The organism is Stutzerimonas stutzeri (assembly GCF_024448895.1).
Classification (GTDB): domain Bacteria; phylum Pseudomonadota; class Gammaproteobacteria; order Pseudomonadales; family Pseudomonadaceae; genus Stutzerimonas; species Stutzerimonas stutzeri_Q.
In genome coordinates this window covers 164,972-190,334 of the sequence record NZ_JAMOIC010000007.1, presented here as the reverse complement: position 1 = coordinate 190,334, position 25,363 = coordinate 164,972, and the positions used below count along the sequence as shown (strand labels likewise).

The 25,363-nt window shown below is 61.0% G+C and carries 22 protein-coding genes; 3 read left to right on the top strand and 19 right to left on the bottom strand.

The features are described from left to right. Entirely contained in the window at positions 1–2,958 is a 2,958-nt protein-coding gene (locus NA619_RS11195) for a DUF748 domain-containing protein (protein WP_255961942.1), read from the bottom strand. Positions 2,959–3,042: 84 nt separating this feature from the next. Further along, complete coding sequence (locus NA619_RS11190) at positions 3,043–4,059, bottom strand: class I SAM-dependent rRNA methyltransferase (protein WP_255961941.1); 1,017 nt, start codon at positions 4,057–4,059, stop codon at positions 3,043–3,045. On the opposite strand from NA619_RS11190, the gene NA619_RS25220 reads away from it, so the two are divergent. Continuing rightward, positions 3,991–4,140, top strand: a complete 150-nt coding sequence (locus NA619_RS25220; RefSeq protein WP_423836823.1) for a hypothetical protein — start codon at positions 3,991–3,993, stop codon at positions 4,138–4,140. The genes NA619_RS11190 and NA619_RS25220 overlap by 69 nt on opposite strands. On the opposite strand, the gene NA619_RS11185 is transcribed toward NA619_RS25220, so the two are convergent. The 13 genes from NA619_RS11185 to dksA form a co-directional block, all read right to left on the bottom strand. Then, positions 4,127–5,305 (bottom strand): acetyl-CoA C-acetyltransferase, encoded by a 1,179-nt coding sequence (locus tag NA619_RS11185; RefSeq protein ID WP_255961939.1) that lies wholly within the window; start codon positions 5,303–5,305, stop codon positions 4,127–4,129. The two genes, NA619_RS25220 and NA619_RS11185, sit on opposite strands and share 14 nt — an antisense overlap. A gap of 92 nt (positions 5,306–5,397) precedes the next feature. Next, on the bottom strand, positions 5,398–6,273 hold the full coding sequence (locus NA619_RS11180) for an oxygenase MpaB family protein (RefSeq protein WP_255961938.1): 876 nt from the start codon (positions 6,271–6,273) through the stop codon (positions 5,398–5,400). Positions 6,274–6,433: 160 nt separating this feature from the next. Further along, a complete protein-coding gene (gene pgi / locus NA619_RS11175; RefSeq protein ID WP_255961937.1) occupies positions 6,434–8,098 on the bottom strand; it encodes a glucose-6-phosphate isomerase in 1,665 nt (554 codons plus the stop codon). A 332-nt stretch (positions 8,099–8,430) separates the two neighbouring features. Next, positions 8,431–8,811, bottom strand: coding sequence for an aspartate 1-decarboxylase (gene panD, locus NA619_RS11170; RefSeq protein WP_003298244.1), 381 nt, complete (start codon positions 8,809–8,811; stop codon positions 8,431–8,433). A gap of 103 nt (positions 8,812–8,914) precedes the next feature. Then, positions 8,915–9,778 carry a pantoate--beta-alanine ligase gene (panC, locus tag NA619_RS11165; RefSeq protein WP_255961936.1) on the bottom strand — a complete coding sequence of 288 codons (864 nt, stop codon included), beginning with the start codon at positions 9,776–9,778 and terminating at the stop codon, positions 8,915–8,917. Further along, positions 9,775–10,575 (bottom strand): 3-methyl-2-oxobutanoate hydroxymethyltransferase, encoded by an 801-nt coding sequence (gene panB, locus NA619_RS11160; RefSeq protein ID WP_255961935.1) that lies wholly within the window; start codon positions 10,573–10,575, stop codon positions 9,775–9,777. The genes panC and panB overlap by 4 nt, the downstream gene beginning before the upstream one ends. 172 nt (positions 10,576–10,747) lie before the next feature. Further along, positions 10,748–11,242 carry a 2-amino-4-hydroxy-6-hydroxymethyldihydropteridine diphosphokinase gene (gene folK / locus NA619_RS11155; protein ID WP_255961934.1) on the bottom strand — a complete coding sequence of 165 codons (495 nt, stop codon included), beginning with the start codon at positions 11,240–11,242 and terminating at the stop codon, positions 10,748–10,750. A 1-nt stretch (position 11,243) separates the two neighbouring features. Then, a complete protein-coding gene (locus tag NA619_RS11150; RefSeq protein WP_255961933.1) occupies positions 11,244–12,641 on the bottom strand; it encodes a polynucleotide adenylyltransferase PcnB in 1,398 nt (465 codons plus the stop codon). A 656-nt stretch (positions 12,642–13,297) separates the two neighbouring features. Beyond that, complete coding sequence (locus NA619_RS11145) at positions 13,298–14,725, bottom strand: sigma-54-dependent transcriptional regulator (protein WP_255961932.1); 1,428 nt, start codon at positions 14,723–14,725, stop codon at positions 13,298–13,300. A gap of 209 nt (positions 14,726–14,934) precedes the next feature. Beyond that, positions 14,935–17,889 (bottom strand): sensor histidine kinase, encoded by a 2,955-nt coding sequence (locus NA619_RS11140; RefSeq protein WP_255961931.1) that lies wholly within the window; start codon positions 17,887–17,889, stop codon positions 14,935–14,937. Then, complete coding sequence (locus NA619_RS11135) at positions 17,873–18,049, bottom strand: hypothetical protein (protein ID WP_003095129.1); 177 nt, start codon at positions 18,047–18,049, stop codon at positions 17,873–17,875. The genes NA619_RS11140 and NA619_RS11135 overlap by 17 nt, the downstream gene beginning before the upstream one ends. A gap of 106 nt (positions 18,050–18,155) precedes the next feature. Continuing rightward, positions 18,156–19,046 (bottom strand): tRNA glutamyl-Q(34) synthetase GluQRS, encoded by an 891-nt coding sequence (gluQRS, locus tag NA619_RS11130; protein WP_255961930.1) that lies wholly within the window; start codon positions 19,044–19,046, stop codon positions 18,156–18,158. A 90-nt stretch (positions 19,047–19,136) separates the two neighbouring features. Then, a complete protein-coding gene (dksA, locus tag NA619_RS11125; protein WP_122165683.1) occupies positions 19,137–19,580 on the bottom strand; it encodes an RNA polymerase-binding protein DksA in 444 nt (147 codons plus the stop codon). Between the two features lie 192 nt (positions 19,581–19,772). Here dksA and NA619_RS11120 point away from each other — a divergent pair, with 192 nt between their 5' ends. Continuing rightward, positions 19,773–20,945, top strand: a complete 1,173-nt coding sequence (locus NA619_RS11120; RefSeq protein WP_255961929.1) for a pyridoxal phosphate-dependent aminotransferase — start codon at positions 19,773–19,775, stop codon at positions 20,943–20,945. Beyond that, positions 20,945–21,652, top strand: a complete 708-nt coding sequence (gene sfsA, locus NA619_RS11115; RefSeq protein WP_255961928.1) for a DNA/RNA nuclease SfsA — start codon at positions 20,945–20,947, stop codon at positions 21,650–21,652. The genes NA619_RS11120 and sfsA overlap by 1 nt, the downstream gene beginning before the upstream one ends. Positions 21,653–21,718: 66 nt before the next feature. Here the strand turns inward: sfsA and NA619_RS11110 are convergent, their stop codons facing one another. From NA619_RS11110 to NA619_RS11095, 4 genes are all read right to left on the bottom strand, one after another. Beyond that, positions 21,719–23,014: a PQQ-dependent sugar dehydrogenase gene (locus NA619_RS11110; RefSeq protein WP_255962011.1), complete on the bottom strand. Its 1,296-nt coding sequence runs from the start codon at positions 23,012–23,014 to the stop codon at positions 21,719–21,721. A gap of 57 nt (positions 23,015–23,071) precedes the next feature. Then, a complete protein-coding gene (locus tag NA619_RS11105; protein ID WP_255961927.1) occupies positions 23,072–23,599 on the bottom strand; it encodes an MgtC/SapB family protein in 528 nt (175 codons plus the stop codon). Between the two features lie 65 nt (positions 23,600–23,664). Then, a complete protein-coding gene (locus tag NA619_RS11100; protein WP_255961926.1) occupies positions 23,665–24,687 on the bottom strand; it encodes a DUF5924 family protein in 1,023 nt (340 codons plus the stop codon). Between the two features lie 136 nt (positions 24,688–24,823). Next, the gene (locus NA619_RS11095; RefSeq protein WP_255961925.1) at positions 24,824–25,303 is read right to left on the bottom strand and encodes an SgcJ/EcaC family oxidoreductase; all 480 of its coding nucleotides are present in this window, start codon (positions 25,301–25,303) and stop codon (positions 24,824–24,826) included. Positions 25,304–25,363: the final 60 nt, after the last annotated feature.

The following is a 25,363-nucleotide window of genomic DNA, read 5'->3' as shown; positions in this document are numbered from 1 at the left end:
TCACTCAACCCCCAGATGCAGAATAGTGGGCACCTGATCGTTCTCCACGTCCTGAGCTATGCCGGTGTCCAAAAGGTAGACGCGCGAATCATTGAGGCCGGCATTATCCACGAGATAGTCCTTGATCGATGAGGCGCGAGCGCGACTCAGTCGCCGCAGCAGTGCAGTGCTGTCAGCCCGACTGGCAATAACCGCTTCGCGCAGTTTCTCACTGCGTGCCTGCTCATCGAGATCATTCCACTGAGTGGGAGGTTGTTGGCCCAAGCGACTGCGGTAGATGCCTTCCAGCATGGCTGCTTTCTCCTCGTCGCCAATTTCCAGCTCTGCGGCGTCAGCAGGCACCTTGTCACCGCGCCTTTGCAGGATTTTGTACCAGGTCTGCTGATACTCACGCTGGAGCCACTGCTCGGCCAGCAATGGTCCATCGGCGGCTGGTGAGCTCTGACCTTCCACTTCCAGACGCAGTACCGGACGTTCCTGCAGTGCACGGGCAAGGGTGTCGAGATTGCCGCGCGCCTGCGCTTGAAGTTCGCCGCTGCCAGGCGCGAAGAGCACCTGACTCAGATCGCTCTTTTCGCCGCCGCCAATACCCGCGAGAAACTTGAAAGGCGCTTTGACGGCTCTGCTGACAAGGTTGCGCAATGTCTGCCAAACGATGGGCATGACGTCGAATTGAGGATTGTTCAGGTCACCTTGAACGGGCAGTTCCAGCGCGATGGTGCCCCGGCTGTCCTTCAACAACGCGACCGCCAGTCGCACCGGCAGGTCGACTGCCTCCGGGCTGTCCACCTGTTCGCCGAGCTGCAGCTGCTGCAGCACCACTTTGTTCTCGGCGTTCAGCTTTCCTTGATTAATACGGTAGTGCAAATCCAGGTCCATTCGGCCCTTGCGAATGCGGTAGCCGGCGAATTTCCCGGAGTAGGGCGACAAGGTAGTCAGTTCGACCTGGCGGAACTGGGTTGCGATATCCAGGCTCTGCATGGGATCAAACGGCGTCAGGCTGCCCTTGATGCTGACCGGTGCGTAACGGTCGACCTTGCCCGTTACATCGACGGTAGCCGGCCGTTGCGCCTGGTTATTGATCTCGCCAATCCGGCCGTTGAGCTCTTCTACCGCGGTAATGAAAGGAGGTCGCAGGCTGAGGTCGGAAAAATTGGCTGAGCCGTTGTTGATATTGACACCGCCGATGCGAATCGCCAGCGGCTCGACCTGTTCCCCGCCCTGCGCATCAGCTTCTGACTTTGCCTCGGGCGCGGCAGTGACGGCTGCAGTTTTGTCCACCAGCAGATCGTTGATGTTGGTGGTGAGGTCGGGATTGATAATGAAGCGAGCATAGGGCTGGTTCAGATCCAAGCGCTCGATCTGCAAGATTTCTGGATGTTGATACCGTAGACGGTCGACCTCCAGGCGCTCCCATTTCACGAAGTCGCGGTTGTTGATCGTGTCCAGTGTATGCAGCTGTGTCACCTGCGCAGCGCCAGCGAGTTCGAACGCCAGTGGCTCTGTCCCGGTCAGCTCAAGCTGCACCTGGCTGGCTAGCATTCCGCTGCGCAGTTCCAGATGCACCAGGGGCGTCAGGTAGGACTGAGCGATCCGCAGGTCGATGTCCTGGGTGCTGATGCTCAATTGCCCCGTGGCGGGTTGAAGCTGCAACTGCCCCGCAGCCTGGACTACGCCCTGGTTGCCCACCCGAGTATTCAGGTCCAGCTTGAAGGGGGAGGTGCCAAGACTGTCGAAGTCATATACATCGAGATCAAGTGGCCCCAGTTCCAGATCGACTTCTTCCGCCGGTACACGGTCGCTCAGGTGTAGCTGATAGTCACGCAGCTGGGTGTCCTTCAGCACGACTTGCCAGGGGGCAGTTGCTTGCTCGGTATTGGTCTCGGGCGTAGGTGATGTGGCTTGCTGAGGCTGGTCTTGGTCTTGGTCTTGGCCGTCGCCGCCCTTGTCGGGGGAAGAGGGCGCTAGCAGCTTCTGCCAGTTCAACTCGCCGTCGCGCTCGCGTGTAACCCAAGTCTCCAATGCGCGGCTACGCACTTTGCCTATCACTACTCGCTGCTTGGCCAGATCCAGCGAGCTCTCACTTATTTGGATGTTCTCCAGTCGCACGAGTGGCTGGCCTTCGACTGTATCGAGACTGAGCGGCGCCAACTCGGCGCTCAGGTTGCTCAGCTGTAGATCGGTGCGCTCAGCCAGGTCCAGCCGGTAATCGCTGGCAAAATTCAGGCGGCCTTTATTCAACTGCAACGGCACGGCGTCCCGCGCATAGGACCAGAAGTCCTTGAGTTGCAGGTTGCTGATTGCTAAACGTCCGGAAGAGCTGATCGGCGACAGATTGATCTGCCCGTTCCAGTCAACGCGCGCGCCGCTGGGGCCGGTTGCAACCAGCACAGCGTCGGCGGCGTCATCGGACCTTGTAGCGAAGTTCAGCAGCTCGAAGTTGAGAGAATCGAGGAGGAAGTCGATGGGCTCGGCAGGGCGTTGATCGGCAAAACGCACCGAGCCCTCTACGAGCTGCAGGCGGCCGATGCGCAAGGCAAAAGGGTCGCCTTCGGTCTCGGCAGGTTCTTTTTCGCTAGCGGGCAGGTCGAATAGTCGCGCCAGGTTGAGCGAGCCATTCTTGTCGAACACGACTTCCGTGTGTAGCTGCACAAGCTCGATGTTTTCGATCTGCAGAGCACGGCGCCACAGGCTGCTCCACTGCAGATCGACATAAAGGCGTTCGAAGCCGAGTTGCGGCTGATCCGCTTCGCCGAGGTGCAGATCGTACAGGCTCAGTTCGAGACTGAGAGGATTGAACTCGATCCGCTCCAGGCGTGCCGGAACGGTTGCATATTGGATCAGCTGTTGATTGACGACGCGTTGGGCGACGCCGGGCAGGATCAGAAAGCCGAGCAGGCAGTAAACGACCAGTGCGGTCATCAGGCCGATGAACACGCGCTTCATTCCATTGGGCATGCGGACCTACATTCCGGGCGGTGGATTGCCTTGGAGTATGGCACGGCACCTGGGTTCCTCTGAGGTACCGGTTGCGGCCGCAAGTCACAGCTGCAGCAGCAGCACCTTCAATGGCGGTCGGCCATCGGCGGACGGGAAGTCGAGGCCCGGTGACAGCACCTGGCAATCGCGTACGGGTTTACCGGTCTTCGTCGCGCACCGCAACACCTGTTCGCGCCAGTCTTCCAGGCTGACCTTCGCCAGGTTGTTGCAGCACACCAGCGTGCCGCCGTCCGTGGTCGCAAGCAGCGCAGGCTTGAGCAAACTCTGGTAGTCACGCAGCAGATCGACCGTACCAAACGCGCTTTTCGACCATGCCGGCGGATCGAGCAGCACCAGGTCGAACTGCTTGGGTGTCAGTTCCGGATAGTCTGGAAGCGCCCGCCCACGACGCTGCGGGATCGGCATGCCGGCTAGCTGGCGGATTGCAGGGAAATAGTCCGACTGGATGAACTGCATCGGTGTCAGCTCAGGGTTGAGTGCAGCGTTTTCTCGGCCCACCGCAAGATTGCTCTCGGCGAAATCGAGATTGACCACCTCACGAGCGCCACTCGCTGCCGCGCACAGACCCACGCCACAGGTGTAAGCGAAGAGGTTCAGTACCGACTTGCCAGCGCTGTTGCCCTTGATCCACCCGCGAACTTCTCGCAGGTCGAGAAACAGCAAGGGATCCTGACCGCTATGACGCGCGCGAATCCGATAGCGGAGGCCCCACTCATGGCCAATCTGTTCGCCAAGCGCGGCGGGATCGGCGCGATACACCGAGTCGTCGCGATCGATACGTGAGTTGCCCTGGGAGCGGTCGTTGTAAACGAGCAACAAGGGTTCACCGAGGCTGTTGCACACCTGCTGATGCATGGCCAGGAGCGCGTCGCGCTCGAGGGGCTGATGAAAGCTCTGAACCAACAACAGCGGGCCGTAACGGTCGGCGGTCAGGCCTGGGGCGCCTTCCTGGCTGCCGTGAAACAGTCGGTAGCAGTCGGTGCCCTGGGCATGCAGCTCGGCCAGCAGGGCTTCACGCTCGTTAATGGCGGCGCGCAGCGCCTGTTGGAGAGAAGGCATGCGCGGCGACTCGGAAAGGTGGCCGCGCAGTTTATCGGAAATCGCTGCCGCACGGATGGCGGAGCGATCAGCGCTCGATAGCCAGCGCAACACCCTGGCCGCCGCCGATGCACAGCGTCGCCAACCCCTTATGGGCATCGCGACGGATCATTTCGTGCAAGAGCGTCACCAGAATGCGGCAGCCCGAGGCGCCGATAGGATGACCGATTGCGATCGCGCCGCCGTTGACGTTGACCTTCTGCGCGTCCCAACCGAGCTCCTTGCCAACCGCCAGGGCCTGGGCGGCGAAGGCCTCATTGGCTTCGATCAGGTCGAGTTCGTCGAGCGTCCAGCCGGCCTTTTCCAGGCAGCGGCGAGTAGCCGATACCGGGCCGACGCCCATGATCGCCGGGTCGACACCGGCATTGGCGTAACCGGCGATGCGCGCCAGTACGGGCAGGCCCAGCGCCTTTGCGTTTGCAGCGCTCATCAGCAGCACGGCAGCAGCGCCGTCATTGAGGCTCGAAGCATTGCCTGCCGTTACGCTGCCGTCTTTTTTGAATGCCGGCTTGAGCCTGGCCAGGCCTTCAGCAGTGGTGCCGGCTCGCGGTTGTTCGTCGGTATCGAAGATCAGCGGATCGCCCTTTCGCTGAGGGATTTCAATTGGTGCGATTTCATTCTGAAAGCGTCCCGCCTCGATTGCCGCTACGGCTTTCTGCTGCGAAGCGGCGGCGAACCCGTCCTGCTCTACGCGGGAAATGTCGTACTTCTCCACGAGGTTTTCCGCGGTGATGCCCATGTGATAGTCGTTGAACGCATCCCACAGGCCATCCTGGATCATGCTGTCGATCAGCTGGCCGTGGCCCATGCGCAACCCGGTACGGGCGGCAGGCATGACGTAGGGGGCCAGGCTCATGTTTTCCATGCCGCCGGCGATGATCACCTCGGCATCGCCGCAGCGGATCGCTTGCGCGCCAAGATGCAATGCCTTGAGTCCGGAGCCGCAAACCTTGTTCAGTGTCAGCGCTGGAACCGCGTGAGGCAGGCCAGCATGAATGGCCGCCTGACGAGCCGGATTCTGGCCAGAGCCTGCTGTTAGCACCTGACCCAGGATTACTTCATCCACCTCTGCTGGCTCGATTCCAGTCTGGTCGAGCAGGCGGCGGATCACAGCGGCGCCGAGTGCGGTGGCTGGGATGCTGGCCAGCGCCCCCTGAAAACTACCGACGGCAGTACGGGTGGCGGCGACGATGACGACTTCCTGCATCTGATTGACCTCGTGACGGGGCGGGCGACCGCGGGGCGAACATGTTGGCACAGCCCTGGACCTGCCTCCACACGTGGAACCTGCCGGTCACGCTAGCGAATCGGCAAACCCATGCGCCGCCGGGCTCTATGCACCGAGCCACTGCGGACGGCCCATCGCAGCACGGGCGCGGTTCGGGAGACACCGACACGGATAAGCTGGCGTTCGCGCTGGGGTTGGCTTAGCTCAAGCATTGCGCTGGCCCAGTCGGGTAGAAGATCCACGCCAGCCCGCATCATCAGTGCGCCGAAGGGGACTGCGAGGCGGCTGGGCGCAGGCGCTTCGAACAAGATTCGCACGATCTCCCGGGAGCGCTCATCGCACAGCAGTTGCGGGCGAACTGCGTGCAAGTAGTCCGCGATTTGCTGACGCGAGCGCGGCACGTCTCGCGCGCCTAATGCTTCGGCAATCCGCGCCACCTCGGCGTAATAACGATCCTGATCGGCGGACGACAACGAGGGGTTCAGGTAGAGCAGGTGAGCTTTCATGAAAGAGCTGACTTCGGCTACATGCACCCAGGTCAGCAGTTTCGCGTCGTAGGCGGCGTAAGGTCGGCCATCCGAAGCATGTCCGGTGACCTTCAGGTGGATTGCCTTGACGCGCTCGATCAATCGCTCTGCGTCGGCTTGGCTTCCAAAGGTTGTCGCGGATATGAACTGACCGGTACGGCGCAGTCGGCCGAGCAAATCTTCACGAAAGTTCGAATGGTCCCAGACCCCCGACAGGGCGAGCGGATGCAACGCTTGCAGTAGCAGCGCGGCGATGCCGCCTACCAGCATCGAGGTGAAGTCGCCATGCACGCGCCAGCAGACAGAGTCGGGTCCGAACAGCCCTGGGTCACCTGGCGGGTTTTCGTAGTCGACGCCTCCAATCGCCAGGCCTGTGAGGCTCAGCACCTGCGACTCGATATGTCGACGAATGAAATCCACGGAGATTTCTCGGGAGGTTTGGGCCGCAGATGTTACCTGAAGTGCTGCTGTTACCCGGTCTTGACCGACTAGCTTTCAGCTGCTGGGCTACGCGAGATGGCGGAGAGAGGTGGGGCGAAGGGTGCCGGACAGCGGCTGTGCGCTGTCCGGCGAGTCGAATCTAGCCGCGATGACGTCCGCGGAAGAAGTCGATCAGGCCCTGGGTCGAAGCGTCCTCGGCGGGTTGTCCGTCGAAGCTGGTCATCTGGCCATAAACGGCCTTGCCCAGATCCTTGCCCAGCTCCACGCCCCACTGGTCGAAGGAGTTGATGCCCCAGATCACGCCCTGAACGAAGACCTTGTGTTCGTAGAGTGCGATCAGCGCGCCGAGACGGCCGGGACTGATGGTTTCCATCACCACGGTGTTGCTCGGACGATTGCCTGGAATCACCTTGTGTGGTGCCAGTCGCTCGATCTCGGCTTCGCTCAGGCCCTTGGCACGCAGCTCGGCTTCGGCTTCCTCACGGGTTTTGCCACGCATCAGCGCCTGGCTCTGCGACAGGCAGTTCGCATAGAGCCATTCGTGGTGATCGGCAACCGGATTGTGGCTGACGACTGGCACGATGAAATCAGCAGGGATCAGCGGGGTGCCTTGATGCAGCAGCTGGTGGTAGGCGTGCTGACCGTTGGCACCGACGCCACCCCAGATTACCGGGCCCGTGGTGCAGGAAACGGGTGTACCGTCCTGACGCACGCTCTTGCCGTTGGACTCCATGTCCATCTGCTGCAGGTGCTTCACGAAATTGCGCAGGTAATGGTCGTACGGCAGGAAGGCATAACTCTGGGCGTCCCAGAAGTTGTGATACCAGATACCCAGCATCGCCAGCAGGACCGGCATGTTGCTTTCGAACGGTTCATTGAGGAAATGCTGGTCCATGCTGTATGCGCCGGAGAGCAGATCCTTGAAGTTGGACATGCCGATGGCCAGCGCGATCGGCAGACCGATCGCCGACCACAGGGAGTAACGGCCGCCGACCCAGTCCCACATCGGGAAGATATTCTTTTCGCGAATACCGAACTCGACCGCGGCTTTTTTGTTGCTCGTGACGGCTATGAAGTGGCGGTAGAGCTTTTCCTCGGTGCCGCCCTTGCCCAGGTACCAGGTGCGTGCGGCCTGGGCATTTTTCAGTGTCTCCAGCGTGCCGAAGGTCTTGCTGGAAATGATGAATAGCGTGGTCTCGACGTTCAGCTTGGCAGTCACCTCGCGGAACTCGCTACCGTCGATGTTCGCCAGATAATGCGTGCGTACCCCGTGCTGGGTGAATGGCAGGAGCGCCTCGGAGACCAGCTGAGGACCGAGGAATGAACCGCCGATACCGATGTTCACTACGTCTGTGATGGTCTTGTCACTGAAGCCGCGCCACAGATTGTTGTGGATGCGGGTAACGATATCGGTCATCTGAGCCAGAGCAGCATGCACGTCGCGCATGATGTTTTGCCCGTCGACCATGACCGAGTCACCCATTGGGCGGCGCAGGGCGGTATGCAGAACCGGACGGTTTTCCGAGCCGTTGATCCGCTCACCTTCGAACATGGCACGTGCGGCCTGCTCGACCCCGGCTTCACGGGCCAGGTTGACGAGCAGCGTGCGGGTTTCCGGAGTGATCAGGTTCTTCGAATAGTCGAGGAACAGACCGCAGCAGGAAACCGAGAGGTCATCGAAGCGGGTCGGGTCGGCCTTGAATGCCTCACGCATGCTGAACTTCTGCATGGACAGGCGGTGATCTTCCAAGGCCTTCCAGGACGACAGGCCGGTGGCATCGAGAGGGTTCTGGTAGTAGCTCATGGGTGTGCGGCTTCCTTTGCTTTGGCGGACTGTCTGCGGCTCGGCAATTCGTTGGGACAGTCATTCGATCATGCTGGCACGCTCGCATTCGTCCTGAATGCAGCAGGCGCGTACCGCTGCGGATGGACCGCAACGGCGGCGGTGCATCCTGCACCACCAAGATTGGTCTGACTGGCAAAAACGCGCGGCGTTCCGAAGCGTTTGACGTGCGACATCGATCGCGCTCGGAACAACCGGACCATTGCAGATTTAGGCCTTCAAGGGAAAGCCCTCGGGCACAAAAAAGCCCGCAGCGCGAATGGCGTTGCGGGCTTCTGGGAGCATCAGGTCGCTCAGGCAACCTGAACCGGAATAGCGTTGCTGGTGTGGCTCAGCTCGCCGTCTGCGCCCATATACAGTACGTGTGGCTTGAAGCTGGCCAGTTCGGCCTCGCTGTAATGCGCGTAAGCGCAGATGATCAGGCGATGTCCGACGCCAGCCTTGTGGGCAGCCGCGCCGTTGACGGAAATGATTTTCGAGCCTTCCTCGCCGCGGATGGCGTAGGTGGTGAAGCGTTCGCCGTTGTCGACGTTATAGATCTGGATTTGCTCGTATTCGCGAATTCCGGCCAGATCGAGCCAGTCACCGTCGATGGCGCAGGAGCCTTCGTAGTCCAGTACCGAGTGGGTCACCTGGGCGCGGTGCAGTTTAGCCTTGAGCATGATGGCGTGCATGGCGGGGTCCTCCGGGTGCGCAAGCGGCGCAGAGTGTGCCCGAACCCCGGAGTGCGATCAATACCGGAGTTGGGCGCAGTTGGTGCCGATAATCGGCTTGTGGTCAGGAAGCGGCTGGGCCGGTTTCCACTAAGAGATTGTCGATCAGACGAGTTTTGCCGAGGAAGGCTGCGGCCAGGATCACCAGCTCGCGATGTTCGGTGGTCGCCGCCTGAAGATCCAGGGCATTGCGAAGCTCCAGGTAGTCCGGGCGAAGCCCTGCTATCTGCAGCGCCTGTTTGCCAGAGGCAAGCAGGGCAGGGTAGTCGCGCTCACCCTGGCGAATCGCATCAGCCATTTGCAACAGGGTGTGATGAAGCACGGGAGCAGCGGCGCGCTCTTCAGCACTCAGGTAGCCATTGCGCGATGAAAGCGCCAGCCCGTCGTCGGCCCGTACGATGGGTTCGCCGATGATCTGGATCGGCATATTCAGGTCGCGCACCATGGTGCGGATGACCGCCAACTGCTGGAAATCCTTTTCGCCGAATACCGCGAGATCCGGCTGCACCATGTTGAACAGCTTGCTGACCACCGTGGAGACACCATCGAAATGCCCTGGGCGGCTACCGCCACACAACCCTTCGGACACACCCGGCACGCGAACGATGGTTTGCATCGCTTGGCCGTTGGGGTACATCTCTTCGACGGTGGGGGTAAACAGTAGATGGCAGCCAGTCTCGATCAGCTTTTCCTGGTCGGCAGCCAAAGTCCGCGGATAGCTGGCAAGGTCCTCGTTCGCGCCGAACTGCAACGGGTTGACGAAGATGCTGGCAACAACGAAGTCGGCGCGCTGGCCGGCAGTCTCCACCAGCGCCATATGGCCGGCGTGCAGGTTGCCCATGGTCGGTACGAAGCCGATGCGCTTGCCTTCGCCGTGCGCGCGCGTTACTGCGGCGCGCAGGTCCGCTACGGTGGTGACCACTTTCATGCGGAAAACCCATGTTCGGCCGCCGGGAATTCAACGGCTTTCACGGCGTTGACGTAGGCAGCGATGGCAGCGTGAATATCGCCATGCTCGTGCATGAAGTTCTTGACGAACTTCGGTGCACGGCCAGTGAGTGACAAGCCAAGCATGTCGTGCAGCACCAGCACCTGTCCGTCCGTGTCGCTGCCGGCACCTATGCCGATTACCGGAACCGTCACCGCCTGGGTGATCCGCGCAGCCAGCTCGCTGGGTACGCATTCGAGAAGCAACATCGCCGCACCGGCTTCCTCGAGTGCCTTGGCGTCAGCGATCATCTGCTGCGCCTGAGCTTCCTGGCGGCCCTGAACCTTGTAACCGCCAAAGATGTTGACCGCCTGGGGGGTCAACCCCATGTGCGCGCAGACCGGAATGCCGCGTTCGGCGAGCAATCGAATGGACTCGGCCAACCAGGCGGCGCCTTCCACCTTGACCATGTGTGCGCCGGCCTTCATCAGCGTCGCCGAGTTATCCAGCGTCTGCTCGATGGTCGCGTTGGCCATGAAGGGCAGATCGGCGACGATCATGGCCCCACGGTTGCCGCGCTTGACGCAGGCCGTGTGGTAAGCCATCTCGTCGACCGAGACTGGGAGCGTACTGTCGTGGCCTTGCAGGACCATGCCCAGAGAATCGCCGATCAGCAGCATTTCGACACCTGCTTCGCAGGCGGTCTTGGCAAAAGTCGCGTCGTAGCAGGTGAGCATGACGATCTTCTCGCCCTTCTGCTTGAGGCTTTGCAGGGTTGTCAGGGTTACGTCTGGCATGAAAGCCGTCCTCCTAGAGCCTCTGAAGAATCACCATTGCAGTCGGAGCGTCAGCGGTGAGGCGGGTTGGCCTCAGGTCGATGCGTGCCGGCAGAGGGCGCTTATAGTCCTGATGGCGGGGGGCTAAGTCAATCGCGAGTGTTACCCGTGCGTTACACCTGTTACCCGCCGGTTACAGCGGCACGTCGAGGCGCTCGAGGCCTGCGAATGGGCATGCTGCAAGTAGCTCGGAAAGCGCACGGCCATCGGCCAGGCGCAGATCCTGCGGTGCTATTTCAGCGAGCGGATAGAGGACGAAGGCTCTGGCATGCAGGTGGTAATGCGGGACCGTAAGGCGGGGCTCATCGATCAAGCGATCGCCGAATAGCAGGATATCGAGGTCAAGTGTCCGCGGTCCCCAGCGCTCGGCTTTGCGTTCGCGGCCCTGAGCCCGTTCGATGGCCTGTAACGCATCGAGCAGATCCAGCGGTGACAGCGAGGTGTCCAGCGCTGCGACGGCATTGTTGTAACGTGGCTGCTCGGGAGGGCCGAGCGGATCGCTCAGATATAGAGAAGAAACTGCGGATAGCTGCGAATCGGCGATGCTCGCCAAAGCGTCAAGCGCACCGCGCAGTTGCTGTCGTGGCTCGGCCAGATTGCTGCCGAGGCCGATGTATACGCGTTCCATGTCAGTCTGTAGAAGCAGGCGCGTTTTCGTTCGGGCCCCGCTTGCGGCGGTTACTGCGGCGACGCTTGCGCGGCGCGCCGCTGCCGTCGTCCTTGCTGGTGAGGCCACGAATCATGGTGCGACGTTCGCTTTCATTGGCCTCCTGATACTCGGTCCACCACTCGCCCAGCCCATCGGTCTCTTCGCCAGCGCTCTCACGCAGCAGGAGGAAATCGTAACCGGCACGGAACCGCGGGTTGTCCAGCAACTGATCTGCGCGACGGCCCTGGCGACGCGGCAGGCGCTCCTGCATGTCCCAGATTTCTCGCATGGGCATGGTGAATCGCTTCGGGATCGCCGTGCGCTGGCACTGCTCCCAGATGATGTCGTGAGCGGCTTCCTGAGCGGCTGGGATCGGCGGCAGGCCTCGTGCCTGAACCTCGGCGATGCGGGCAGGAAGGGCGGGCCAGAGCAGGGCGGCAAACAGGAACGCGGGCGTGACGGGCTTGCCTTGAGCGATACGCTGGTCGGTGTTGGCCAGGGCATTGCGAATCAGTGTGCCGGCGTACTCCGGGTTGTCTTCCAGTGCTTCGGCGCTGGCCGGAAACAGCGGGGCAAACAGGTCGTATTCCAGCAGCAGTTCGAAGGTGCGTTCGGCCTTGCCGCTAAGGAATAGCTTGATGATCTCGTCGAAGAGTCGCGCCGCGGGGACGTCGTTCAGCAGGTCGGCCAGGTCAGCGATGGGCTCGGCGCTATGCTGTTCGATCTCGAAGTCCAGCTTTGCGGCGAAGCGAACGGCGCGAAGCATGCGCACAGGGTCTTCCTGGTAACGCTGCTCGGGGTCGCCGATCAGGCGAATGAGGCGGTTGCGGATGTCCTTGACGCCGTGAGTATGGTCGAGGATGCGTTCGCTGGATGGATCGTAGTACAGCGCGTTGATGGTGAAATCGCGGCGCTGGGCATCGTCCTCGAGCGTTCCGTAGATGTTGTCACGCAGGATGCGACCGCTCTCGTTACGTGAGGCCAGATGGCTGGCGTCATCGTCGTCTACTTCCGGGTGATTGGCGCGGAACGTTGCGACCTCGATGATTTCCCGCCCGAAATGCACGTGGACCAGCTTGAAACGGCGGCCGATCACCCGCGCGTTGCGAAATTCAGCTCGAACCTGCTCGGGGGTAGCACTGGTCGCGACATCGTAATCCTTGGGGTCCAGATCCAGCAGCAGATCGCGGACGCACCCGCCGACGACATAAGCCTCGTAACCCGCCTGCTGGAGACGCTCGACCACACTGACGGCATGCCGGCTGAGGTCATCACGGTGCAGCGAATGCTGCCGGCTGGACAGTATTTCGGGTGTGCGACGAGGATGCGGGAAGCGGCGCAGAGGAGATCGAAAAGACTGGAACAGCTTTTTCAGCATGAGAGGCACTGTGTGGCGAAATGACAAGGTGGCGAAGGGAATTGCCACGAAACGAGCGTGGATTCTAGCACCGGGAACCGGGATGGTGAACGAAGCGCGGGGAGGTGTCAAAGCAACGGCCGAAGCCAGAAAGCACTAGGGGGAGCCTAAGCTCCCCCTTTAAATGATGTCGCGTGCTTTGTTGTTATTAGTATTTCGGGCGTGTTGTTTTTGTTTGATCACCCGTTCCCTTCCGCTACTGCGTCCGGGAATCGCTCCTACGTTGGGAGCAAAGAGCAAACGGATTTCTTTGGTCGCTGATTTGCCATCGATCATTGATCCAACCAGTTCAGGCGCTGCTTATGCAGTTTTTGTTGTTCTCAGCCTGGTCGCGGGGCAAAACCCCATTTGGCACTTCCTCTCCAAAAGAATCAGTTAGCTACGTCTCTGCCTTATTGTCTTTATTTTGCTAGAGCCGGTACGTCTTGTTCTTATTGTGGGTCTGCTTGTTATTGTTGTTGTGCCAGATATAAAGCATTCGCCGTGCCAGTTTTTGAAAACTCTTTTAAATCAATAGCTTGAGGATTCTGTTGCTGCGGATGGTCCAAATGTCGGCAGGTGTTCGTTACCGATAACCCCGCATTTTGTTACGTCTAGGTAGTGGCGGTAACAGCGCACTACCCAGCGGTAGCCGATTTGCGCCGCGGAATGCCCAGCCGCTGACGGCGTTCCCACAGACACTTGCGGCTGATCCCGAGCTTGCGAGCGAGCTCGGTCTCGGTCATGTGATCCTGGTGCTCGAGTACGAAATGCTGGAAGTAGTCTTCCAGCGAAAGATCTTCGGTTGGCTCATTGCTGGTAGAGATCGAGGTACCAAGCGCAGCGCAAGGCTCGTCGAAGTCGTCATCGAGGTTATCGAGCTCGATATCGATGCCCAGCAGCTCGGCACTGATTTCTTCACTGTCACTGAGAATCGCTGCCCGCTCGATGGCGTTCTCCAGTTCTCGCACATTGCCCGGCCAGGTGTAATGCCGTACGGCCTGCTCGGCTTCCCGGGAAAAGTGTAGGTCTTCCTTGGCCATGCGCTCGCCTTGCCGCGCGAGGAATGCTCGCGCGATCTCCAGAACATCGGCACTACGCTCGCGCAGGGGCGGTAGTTTTAGAGCAATCACATGGAGCCGGTAATAGAGGTCTTCGCGGAACTGTCCGTTCTTGGCCAGGGTTTTCAGATCTCGGTGGGTCGCGGCGATCAGCCTCACATCGACCTTCTGTGACTGCGTCGAACCGACACGCCGAATCTCGCCTTCCTGCAGGACGCGCAGCAGGCGGGCCTGAGCTTCCAGCGGAAGTTCACCAATCTCGTCGAGGAACAGTGTGCCGCCATCCGCTGCTTCAACCAGGCCGGCGCGCCCGGCGCTGGCGCCCGTGAAGGCACCTTTCTCATGCCCGAAGAGTTCGGACTCGATCAGAGATTCTGGAATCGCAGCGCAGTTGACCGAGATCATCGTGGCCTTGGCGCGCCGCGAGAGGTTGTGCAATGCGCGGGCAACCAGCTCCTTGCCCGTGCCTGATTCGCCCTGAATAAGTACGTTGGAGTCGGTCGGGGCGACCTTGCGGATCTTGCCGAACAGATCCTGCATCGGACCGCAGCGCCCGATGATGCCTATTTCGCCGCTGGCCGAACCGTCCTGCGTGGCTGCGCCTGCCGCTGTGGCTGTCGTGCGCGCAGTTGCTGCCGGCGTCGCGGCTGATTGCTGTCGGTCATTGAGGATGCGGGCCACGGTCTGAAGCATTTCGTCGTGGTCGAAGGGTTTGGCGATGTAGTCCATCGCGCCCATTTTCATCGAGTCCACCGCTGAGCGCAGACTCGCATAACTGGTCATGATCAACACTGGCGTGCCTTCGGCAAGCTTGATCAGCTCGGTGCCAGGCGCGCCGGGTAGGCGCAGGTCGCTGACGATGAGGTCGAAGCCCGGAATGCTGAAGCGCTCCTGGGCTTCCTGTACCGAGCCGGCCTCGCTGACCTCGTACTGGTTGCGTTCGAGCAGTCGACGCAAGGCGGAGCGGATGATGGTTTCGTCTTCGACGATCAGAATATGGGACATCAGTACTCTCTCGACGGGCTGAAGGCGGCTATGAGCGGGTGGGAACCGAAATCATCTGGCGATAGTTCCCAAGGCTGTGCAAGCTGCCGCAGTGCGGCGTAGGTGTGCCAGTGCAGGGCATTGTCGTGTCGGCGTCCTGGTCGTCAAAGGCCCAGCTATGCGCTGTGCCAGTGGTCGCCGGAACGCGGCGAAAAGCGAACATCGCCCCGTTACTCACGGGCACCTGTCGCCTCGACATGCCGCGGCAGGGTGATGCGGAAACGCGTGCCGCGTTGGGTTTCCAGGTCTGCCGGGCTGTCGATATTGATCTGGCCATAATGCTCTTCCACGATCGAATAGACCAGTGCAAGGCCCAGCCCGGTCCCTTCGCCCGGGTCCTTGGTGGTGAAGAAGGGTTCGAACAGTCGGTCCTGAATCGATTGCGGAATACCGCTGCCTTCGTCTTCGACGATCAGGTAGACGGTCTGTTCGGATACCTCGCTGCGTACCCTGATCGCGCCACCGGGTTCCGATGCATCGCGGGCGTTGGACAGCAGGTTGATCAGTACCTGAGCCAGGCGCTGTGGGTCACCTTCGGCCAGATGGTCAGGGTCACAGAGGTTGAAAAAGCGAACATCGGTGCCGCGGCGATTGAGCGAAAGCAGGGCGATCGCATCCTGTGCCACTTCGGCCAGGCTGACCGGGTAGAGGTCCTGCTGCCGCCCGCCGGCGTGGGCAAAACTCATCAGGGATTGGACGATGCGTGAGACGCGCTTGGTCTGCTCGACGATCTGATTGCTGATCTCGCTGATCTCATTGTCGGCTTCGCGCTCCTCACGCAGATTCTGCGCCAGGCAGGCGATGCCGGTGATCGGGTTGCCAATTTCATGCGCCACGCCTGCGGCCAGTCGACCGATGCTGGCGAGGCGTTCAGAGTGGACCAGCCGGTCTTCCAGTTGCTGGGTCTCGGTAAGGTCCTCGATCAGTAACACCAGGCCGCTGTTGCCTGGCGCAAGCGGTTCGGCGATGGCGGCTTTGTGCAGGTTCAGGCAGCGGCTGTGGCCGTCCAGTTGAAGTCGCTGCTTATGCAAGTGTTCTTCACCCTGCTGGGTAAAACCGCTGAGCAGGCTCTGCCAGGGTTCGGCGATAGTGGAGAGCCGTGAGCCTACGACCTGAAGCGCCGGGATCTCAGTGAGTTCTTCCAGAGCCCTGTTCCACATCAGGATCTCCTGATCCTTGGCCAGCGAGCAGACGCCCATGGGCAGTTCCTGCAATGTCTGCCGGTGATAGCGGCGCAGCGCGTCGAGTTCGGCTGCCAGGCCGGTCAGGCGGGAGTGGTAGTCCTCCAGGCGGCTCTCGATAAAGTGAATATCTTCGGTGACATAGCCGTCTGCACCGTTCTTGTAGGAAAGGAAATTCTCCACAATGTCCTGAGCCACGCTCGGGCCCATCAGCCCGGACAGGTTCGCCTCGATACGATCACGCAGGCGTCTCAATGCGTAAGGCCGGTGCTCGTCGAAGGGCAATTGCAGGTCCCGCAGCGCCTGTTCGACCTCGCGCTGCGCGGTCTTGGCTCCCAGCGGTTTCGCCAGCTGCGTGGCAAATTCCTGCGGCGAGGCGGCAGCCAGTTCACGTCGCTGAGGGCGACGGACGTTTTCCACTGCACAGGCTTCGGCTGCAGCCTGTTCCTCGGCGCTGGTTTCAGTGAATAGCGAGAACAGCGAGAACGCCAGCACGTTGACCGCCAGCGAGGCGATTGCCGCCAGGTGCCAACTGGTGTCATCGAGTACGTAGACGACGTTGAACAGAGGAATGTAGAAGCCATCGAGATTGCCCACCAGCGGTAGCAGCATGGTAACGACCCAGACGGCGATGCCGGACAGCAGACCGACAATGTACCCGCGACGGTTGGCGGTCGGCCAGTAGAGTACCGACAGGACACCGGGAAGAAACTGCAGCGTCGCAACGAACGCGACGATGCCCAGGTTGGAAAGGTCCTGCTCGGCACCCAGGAGCAAATAGAAGCCATAGCCGGCCATGATGATCGCCAGGATCAGGCTGCGGCGAGTCCACTTGAGCCAGCGGTAGATGTTGCCTTCGGTTGGTGGCTGGTACAGCGGCAGCACCAGATGGTTGAGCGCCATGCCCGACAGTGCCAGGGTGCTGACGATGATCAGGCCGCTGGATGCCGACAGTCCGCCGACGAAGGCAAGCAAGGTAAGGGTCTCGCTCTGCGCCGTAATGCCAAGGCCCAGGGTGAAATATTCAGGATTGGTGCTGACACCAAGTTTGAGGCCCGCCCAGAGAATCAGTGGCACTGCCAGGCTCATCAGCAGCAGATACAGCGGCAGGCCCCAGCTGGCGCTGACCAGGGCGCGCGGGTTGAGATTCTCGGTGAAAGTCATGTGGTACATGTGCGGCATGACGATGGCCGAGGCAAAAAACACCAGCAGCAGGGTTCGCCACGGACCTTCCTGCAGGGGCGTATGCAAAGCCTGCAGCGCGGACTGGTTCTGCAGCAACCAGATCTCGAGTTGGTGCGGGCCGCCGAACACCACGAAGAGCGCATACAGGCCGATGGCGCCAAAGGTCAGCAGCTTGACCACCGACTCGAAGGCGATGGCGAATACCAGTCCCTCGTGCTTTTCCCGCGTGGCGATATGTCGGGCACCAAAGAGAATGGTGAACAGCATGATCATCACGCAATAGCCCAGCGCGACTCGCTCCTGCAGCGGCTCGAGTGTGAGGATGCCAATCGCATCGGCCACTGCTTGTATCTGCAGCGCCAGCAGCGGAAGCATGCCAATCAACATGACGATGGTGGTCAGCGCGCCGCTCCAGGTACTGCGGAAGCGAAAAGCGAACAGATCCGCGAGCGAGGCCAATTGATAAGTGCGGGTGATCCTCAGAATCGGGTAGAGCAGTACCGGCGCGAGCAGGAAGGCGCCGCAGACGCCGAGATAGGTGGCCAGGAAGCCGTAACCGTACTGATAGGCGAGGCCAACGGTGCCATAGAACGCCCAGGCGCTGGCGTAAACGCCGAGTGACAGGGTGTAGGTCAGAGGATGGCGAATGATCCAGCGCGGAATCAGCCCGCGCTCGCTGACCCATGCCACGCTGAACAGCACCAGCAGGTAGGCAACGCTGATCAGGATCAGGTGGCTGAGGCTAAAGCTCGTCGGCATCGCGCTGGCTCTGGAGAATGAAAGTCACCACGATGAGGATCAGCCACAGCAGATAGGGCCGGTACCAGGCGCCATTGGGGTCGATCCACCAGTCCATGATCGCGGGGGAAAACAAATAGATCCCCACCACCAGGAGCAGCACCAGTCGGTAGATATACATGCTGGAACTCGTGTCGAAAGTACGCGGATGGTAAAGGAAGCGGCACGCCACAAGCCACATCGGCGGGTAATGAGCGATGTTTCCACCGGCGCAGCCAGGAGGAACGTTAGCGCAGCTGGGCTTCGGGCAGTGTGCGGCACTGTGGAATACGCTTGGCGTCCCAGCTTGAAATGGCCCAGGTCAGGACTTCGGTTGGTAGCGCATCTTCCAGTTCGCATGGGGTTGTCTGACCGAGGGCGCGCAGCGCCCGGAGCAGCAGCGGGGTGGCCTCGGCGGGTTGTAGTGGCGGCGAACGATAGCGCTTGCCCAGCTTGTGGCCGTTGGGCTGAATGATCAGCGGGACGTGCAGATAACGCGGTCTTGCCAGGCCGACAAGTTCCTGCAGATAGAGCTGGCGCGGTGTGGAGTCGAGCAGGTCGGCACCGCGAACGATGTCGGTGATGCCCTGCCAGGCATCGTCCAGTACCACGGCCAACTGGTAGGCGATCAGCCCATCGCGGCGACGAATTACGAAGTCGCCGACCTCGCGGGTTAGGCGCTGGTGGTATTCACCCTGGGTGCGATCGCAGAATCCGTATTCGCGGTCCGGAACGCGCACGCGAATGGCGGCGCCGCTGGGAGCGCGTCCGGCTTCCCGACAGAAGCCGGGATAGAGTCCGTTAAAAGGCTCCAGTTGCTTGCGTGAACAGGTGCAGGCGTACGCATGGCCGTCACGCAGGAGCCGGTCGATCACGCTGTTATAGACATCGAGTCGTTCGCTCTGGCGAACCATTTGCCCGTCCCATTCGAACCCGTAAGCTTCGAGCGCCTGCAGAATAGCCGCTTGGGCCCCAGCCATTTCCCGAGGTGGGTCGAGGTCTTCCATGCGCAACAGCCAGCGGCCACCGACGGCACGGGCATCGAGATAGGATGCGAGGGCAGCGATCAGCGAGCCAAAGTGCAAGTAGCCACTCGGCGTTGGCGCGAAACGGCCTATATAAGAGGAGGGTATGGACATGAGCCGGCTCGGGGGAGAGACATCGAGGCGGGATGATGCGGCCAGCCAGGGGCTGAAATGAAGCGGGGCGCCGTAGCGCCCCGTTCGGGATCAGGAACCGATCTGCTTTTCCTTGATCTCCGCCAGCGTCTTGCAGTCAATGCACAGCGTAGCAGTGGGGCGGGCTTCCAGCCGGCGGATGCCGATCTCGACGCCGCACGAATCGCACCAGCCGTATTCGTTGTCTTCGATCAGCTGCAGCGTCTCGTCGATCTTCTTGATCAGCTTGCGCTCGCGATCACGGGCGCGCAGTTCCAGGCTGAATTCTTCTTCCTGGCTGGCGCGGTCCGCTGGATCGGGGAAATTGGCCGCTTCGTCCTGCATGTGGTGCACGGTGCGATCGACTTCCTCCATCAGCTCCAGCTTCCACTTGTTGAGGATGCCGCTGAAATGAGCGCGCATGTTGTCGCTCATGTATTCCTCGCCCTTGGACTCTTTATAGGGCACGAAGGCGCGAATCAGTTGGTTGCTGTTTGTCGTTTTGGTAATGGGCATGGATGAACGCCTCTCGCTATGTCCATTGCGCAGGATAGTGAATCCCTCTGCCGGCCCGTGCCGGCCCTGCGGCTGCAAGCGGGCGAACTTACCAGATCGTATCGGGGTGCGCTACTCCCGAATATCACGGTGGCTGCGGTGTCAGAGGGACCTTGGGTAGAATTCACGCTTTGTACTCATCAGGAAGGTCAGATGACCTCGTCATATAGCGCGCGTAGCCGTGCAATCGAACCTTTTCACGTCATGGCGTTGCTGGCGCGGGCCAACGAACTTCAAGCTTCGGGACGTGATGTGATTCACCTTGAAATCGGTGAGCCGGACTTCACCACCGCTGCCCCCATCGTGGCGGCCGGTCAGGCTGCCCTCGCGGCGGGCCATACCCGCTACACCGCCGCCCGAGGTCTGCCGCAACTGCGCGAAGCGATTGCCGGTTTCTACGCCGAGCGATATCAACTGTCTATTGACCCCGAACGCGTGCTGATTACTCCCGGCGGATCCGGTGCGCTTCTGCTGGCCAGCAGCTTGTTGGTCGATCCCGGTAAGCACTGGCTGCTGGCGGACCCCGGATATCCGTGCAACCGGCACTTCCTGCGCCTGATCGAAGGTGCCGCCCAGCTGGTGCCAGTGGGCCCGGACGTGCGCTATCAGCTGACAGGGGATCTGGTCGAGCGTTACTGGGACAAGGACAGCGTGGGCGCGCTGGTTGCTTCACCGGCCAACCCCACCGGAACGCTGTTGAGTCGGGCCGACCTGGCCGGCCTTTCCTCGGCACTGAAGGAACGCGGCGGGCATCTGGTGGTGGACGAGATCTACCACGGTCTGACCTACGGCACCGATGCGACGAGTGTGCTTGAGGTCGACGATGCGGCTTTCGTGCTCAACAGCTTCTCGAAGTACTTCGGCATGACGGGCTGGCGGCTCGGCTGGCTGGTCGCGCCGCCGGAGGCTGTGAGCGAGCTGGAGAAGCTCGCGCAGAACCTCTACATCAGTGCGCCGACCATGGCCCAGCACGCCGCGCTGGCGTGTTTCGAGCCGGCTACGCTGGACATCCTCGAAGCCCGTCGCGGCGAGTTTGCCAAGCGCCGCGATTTCCTCCTGCCTGCCCTGCGCGAGCTTGGCTTCGGCATCGCCGTAGAACCCGAAGGCGCCTTTTATCTGTATGCCGACATCAGCGCCTTTGGCGGAGACGCCTATGCCTTCTGCCAGCACATGCTGGAAACCGAATTCGTCGCCATTACCCCAGGGCTGGACTTCGGTCGTTACCAGGCCGGGCACCATGTGCGTTTCGCCTATACCCAGAGTCTGCCGCTACTGGAGCAGGCCGTTGAGCGTATCGCCCGCGGGCTGCAGAGTTGGGCTGGCTGATGCGATTCGTCACTCCGCTGGAGCAGGGCACGTTAGTACGGCGCTACAAGCGCTTCCTCGCTGACATCGTCACCAATACCGGCGAGGCGCTCTGCATCCATTGCCCAAACACCGGCTCGATGCTCAATTGCATGGGCGAAGGTGCGCGCGTCTGGTTTCAGCGCAACAGCGACCCCAAGCGCAAGCTACCAGGCACCTGGGAGCTGGTGGAAACCCCCCAGGGGCGGCTTGCCTGCGTTAATACGGCCAGAGCCAATCGGCTGGTGGAAGAGGCACTGCTGGCCGGCGTTATCAAGGAGTTGAACGGCTTCACCGCGCTCAAGCGTGAGGTGGCCTACGGCGTGGAAAACAGTCGCGTAGATTTTCGGCTGGACTATCCCGCCGGGCCGGCATTCGTTGAAGTCAAAAGCGTGACCCTGGGCTTTGGTGATACCGCTGTGGCCGCCTTCCCAGATGCAGTGACGACCCGCGGCGCTCGTCATCTGCGCGAATTAGCGGCGCTGGCCCGCCAGGGCGTGCGGGCAGTGCAACTGTATTGCGTGAATCTCACAGGTATCGAGGCTGTTCGCCCTGCCAGCGAAATCGATCCGCTTTATGCCGCAGCTTTGCGCGACGCGGTGGAGGCGGGCGTCGAGGTCCTGGCGTACGGCGTGGAACTGTCACCAGAGGAGATACGTTTGTCTCATCCATTGCCGGTGATGATCTGATCGTCGCGCTTTGCGGGCGCGAGGCGGCGCGCGGAAAAGCCACGCCGCGCCAGGCTGTGCCCAAGGTCAATCAGTATCAGGCGTCACACGCCAGATCACGTTCCCGACATCGTCGGCGACGAGCAGCGCCCCTGCCTTGTCCACGGCGACGCCGACCGGGCGTCCCATGGCCTGCTCATCGCTGCTGAGAAACCCGGTCAATACATCTTCAGCCGCGCCGTTCGGCTCGCCATTCCGGAAAGGTACGAAGACAACCTTGTAGCCGCTGCGCGGCTTGCGGTTCCAGGAACCGTGCTGGCCGATGAAGGCGCCATTTCGGTAACGCTCCGGCAGCAACGTGCCTTCATAAAAGGTGAGGCCAAGAGACGCGGTATGCGCGCCAAGCGCGTAATCCGGGATGATGGCCTGTTCCACGAGATCCGGCCGCGGTGGCTTCACCCGGTCGTCCTGATGCTGACCGAAGTAACTGTAGGGCCAACCATAGAAGCCACCGTCCTTCACCGAAGTCATGTAGTCGGGAACCAGATCACTGCCGATCAGATCCCGCTCGTTGACGGTGGTCCACAGCTCTCCGCTGTCTGGCTGCCAGGCCAGCCCGTTGGGGTTGCGCAAGCCGGAGGCGAACAACCGCAGCGTTTTGCGCTCCGGGTCAACTTCCAGGATCGCCGCGCGATTTTCCTCTGCCTCCATGCCGTTCTCGGCGATGTTGCTGTTGGAGCCACTGGTGACATAGAGGCGAGATCCGTCAGGGCTGGCAATGACGTTCTTGGTCCAATGGTGGTTGATCGGCCCGGCGGGGAGGTCGACGATCTTTTCACCTGGGTCTTCGATTCGGGTTGTGCCTTCCTCATAGGGAAAGCGCATCAGAGCGTCGGTGTTCGCGACATAGAGCTGATCACCGACGAGCGCCATGCCGAACGGCGAATTCAGCCCGTCTAGAAACACCTTCCGATATTCCAGCGTGCCGTCGCCATCGCTGTCGCGTAGCAGCATTATACGGTTGGCGCTTTTAACGCCCGAGCCTGCCCGTGCCATGACCTTTTTCATGATCCAGCCGCGAATGCCCTGGCCCTCTGGCTTGGGCGGTGCATCGCTTTCCGCCACCAGAACGTCCCCGTTGGGGAGCACATGCAGCCAACGCGGATGATCGAGGTCGCGCGCGAATGCCTGCACCTGAAAACCCTGCGCCGCGTGCGGCTGCTGGCCGTCGGGCCAACCGGTGGCTTCGGCAATGTTGACCGTGGGGACCAATGACGTCTTCGGTGCGGGCAGCTCGGGATTCGGCCCATAGCCAGCTTCGACCGGCAACGTGGCGGTGTCTCCGCAGCCGGCCAGGATAAGTATGAAAGTCCCTGTCGTCAGTCAGGCCGGAAGGTTTCGCATGGTTTGCTCCTGTCGCAGGTAGCGTTTCGGTCGCACTCAGGGGGCTCCGTCCTGATCGCGACCTTTTTTGGTGATGCCGGCCGACCGGTGCGCCGCGTGCTGTTCCAGTCCGGGCATCAGCAGAAATATGACCAGTGCAAAGACTGTGGTCAGCACTGCCGTGGATTCATGTCCAAGCCCAGCGGCGACACCAATTGCCGCTGTGAGCCATATGCCGGCCGCAGTGGTGAGGCCTTTGACATCCTGAACCGAACTCCCTTTAAGGATAGTCCCTGCGCCGAGAAAGCCGATCCCGGTGACGATGCCTTGCATCACCCGTGACAGGTCGTCGATTTCCATGCCGGCTTCCAGGGGCACGAGTACGAAAAGCGCAGCGCCGAGCGATACCAGCATGTGAGTACGAAGTCCGGCCGCCTTGCCCTTGTATTCGCGCTCGTAGCCCAGCACGCCACCGAGAAAGGCCGCCAGAATCAGCCGCACGGAGACCCGAACAGCGTGCTCGAAGTCAGGAATGTCGGAGAATTCCGATGCCACAACGCGGCTGAAAATTTCCCACAACTCCATGCGTTTCCTCCCTGGGTTTTGGCGACGGACGTCTGCCGTTTCGAGTGCCGTCCGGCTTCAGCGGTTCATTCGACAACGCGGAAGCGCAGCATGCCGATCATCTGTCCGGCTTCGGTCACCACCCGCACCCGCCACCGGCCTTCGGCATGCTCCGGGAAATTGCGCTTGTGGGTCCATGCCCGATAGCCCGCTTCGCGTCCACCGCTGATGTCCAACGGTATGCGGTCGACCCTGCGACCGTTGTGCGTCCACTCGTGGTAGATCCGCTCCTTCAGGCCACGAGGCGCGTTGATTGCGGTGAACGCATACAGCCCATTGCCATGCAGCTCCTGATTGGTCAGCTGGCGCAGGCGATTGCCGGGTTCGCGTGAGTCATTGTCCAGTGTGGTAGTGACGGCCACATCCGTCAGCCACAGCGTCGCGGGCGGCACCCAGGTGCGCCCCATCCAGCCGGCGAGGCCCACCACGGCTGCGAGCGTCAACATGCCCAGCACGCTTTTCCAGTTCCAGGTTGCGAACAAGCCGCTAAGGCTCGGTAGTGCGAGCGCGACGGCGATGCCCAAGGCCCATTGATAGCTTTGCGGTGTGGACAGGTGAAAGATGATCGGCAAGGCCGTGAGCAGGACGGCAAACAGGGTCAGTGCGTGGAAGGCGAGATAGACCCAGCGACGGGGCGCAAGCCATTTGTAGTAGAGCGGGTCGACCAGCGAAACCAGCGCAGCGACGCCAAGAAGCACGGTGAAGACAGACTGGCCGCTGTTCCAGGTGGTCGTGATGAAAAAGAACGGGATGATGAAGAACAGACTTTCCTGATGGACCATCTGCGTCACGTAGCGCAGCAGAGGGGGCGGTACTTTCCAGCCGAACCATCGCTCGAGTCCCTGACGCAGGCTGTTCTCCAGCATCAGCCAGAGCCAGCTGACCAGCATGATTACCGCGATGACCTTGGCCAGCCCGGCGTGACGTTCCACCAGCACGAAACTGGCGATACCTGAACAAAAACCGAAGAGCGCGACGGTGCCGGGATAGCGGCGGATCAATCGTGAAACGAGTTCGATCAGGGCGGTTATCCGCGATTTCAGCAGCATTGAGTGTTCACGTCAGAAGAAAAGGGTGGTGATGCAGGTGGCTCACCTCAGGATTGCCAGTTTTGTCCGCCAGCAGCTGCTCGGCTGGCTTCATGCCTTTGGAGCAGGCTGCCGGTGCGACCGGCAGCCTGAATGCTCAATCGAGCACTGGAATGATTTCCGGCATCGCGGACGAATGGTGGCTGGTGATCAACCACTGATCCTTCTCCGGATACCATTTGTAGGTAAAGGTATAGCGGGCCTTCACTTTGTTGCCGTCAGCGAATGAGAAAGTGTAGATCCCGGCATCCAGCGCGGTGTTGCAATCGATCTGGATCATCCTCTCATCGATTGTGCCGCTGGGCTTTTTTTCCAGGAAGTGGACGAAGTAGTCCTGCTTTTCCTCTGCTGTCCGCCGGGGCACATTCGACAGTGTGGGCAACAGAATGGACTCGTCGGCATAGTTTTCCACGACTTGTTTAGGGTCGCCGCTGGCGAGGTCGTCGTTCCAGCGTTGAAAGAGTGCGGACACCTGGGCTTCATCTGCGGTCTGGCACTGTTCAGTACCTTCTGCCGCCTGGGTCATGATTGAAACCGTGCTGGCGCCAGCCAACAGCAACACGAGTGGGTATTTCATGGCAGTCCCCTTGTGATTCGTCAGAAACAGCGCGTGCGCGCACCGGCGATGGGCTTATTC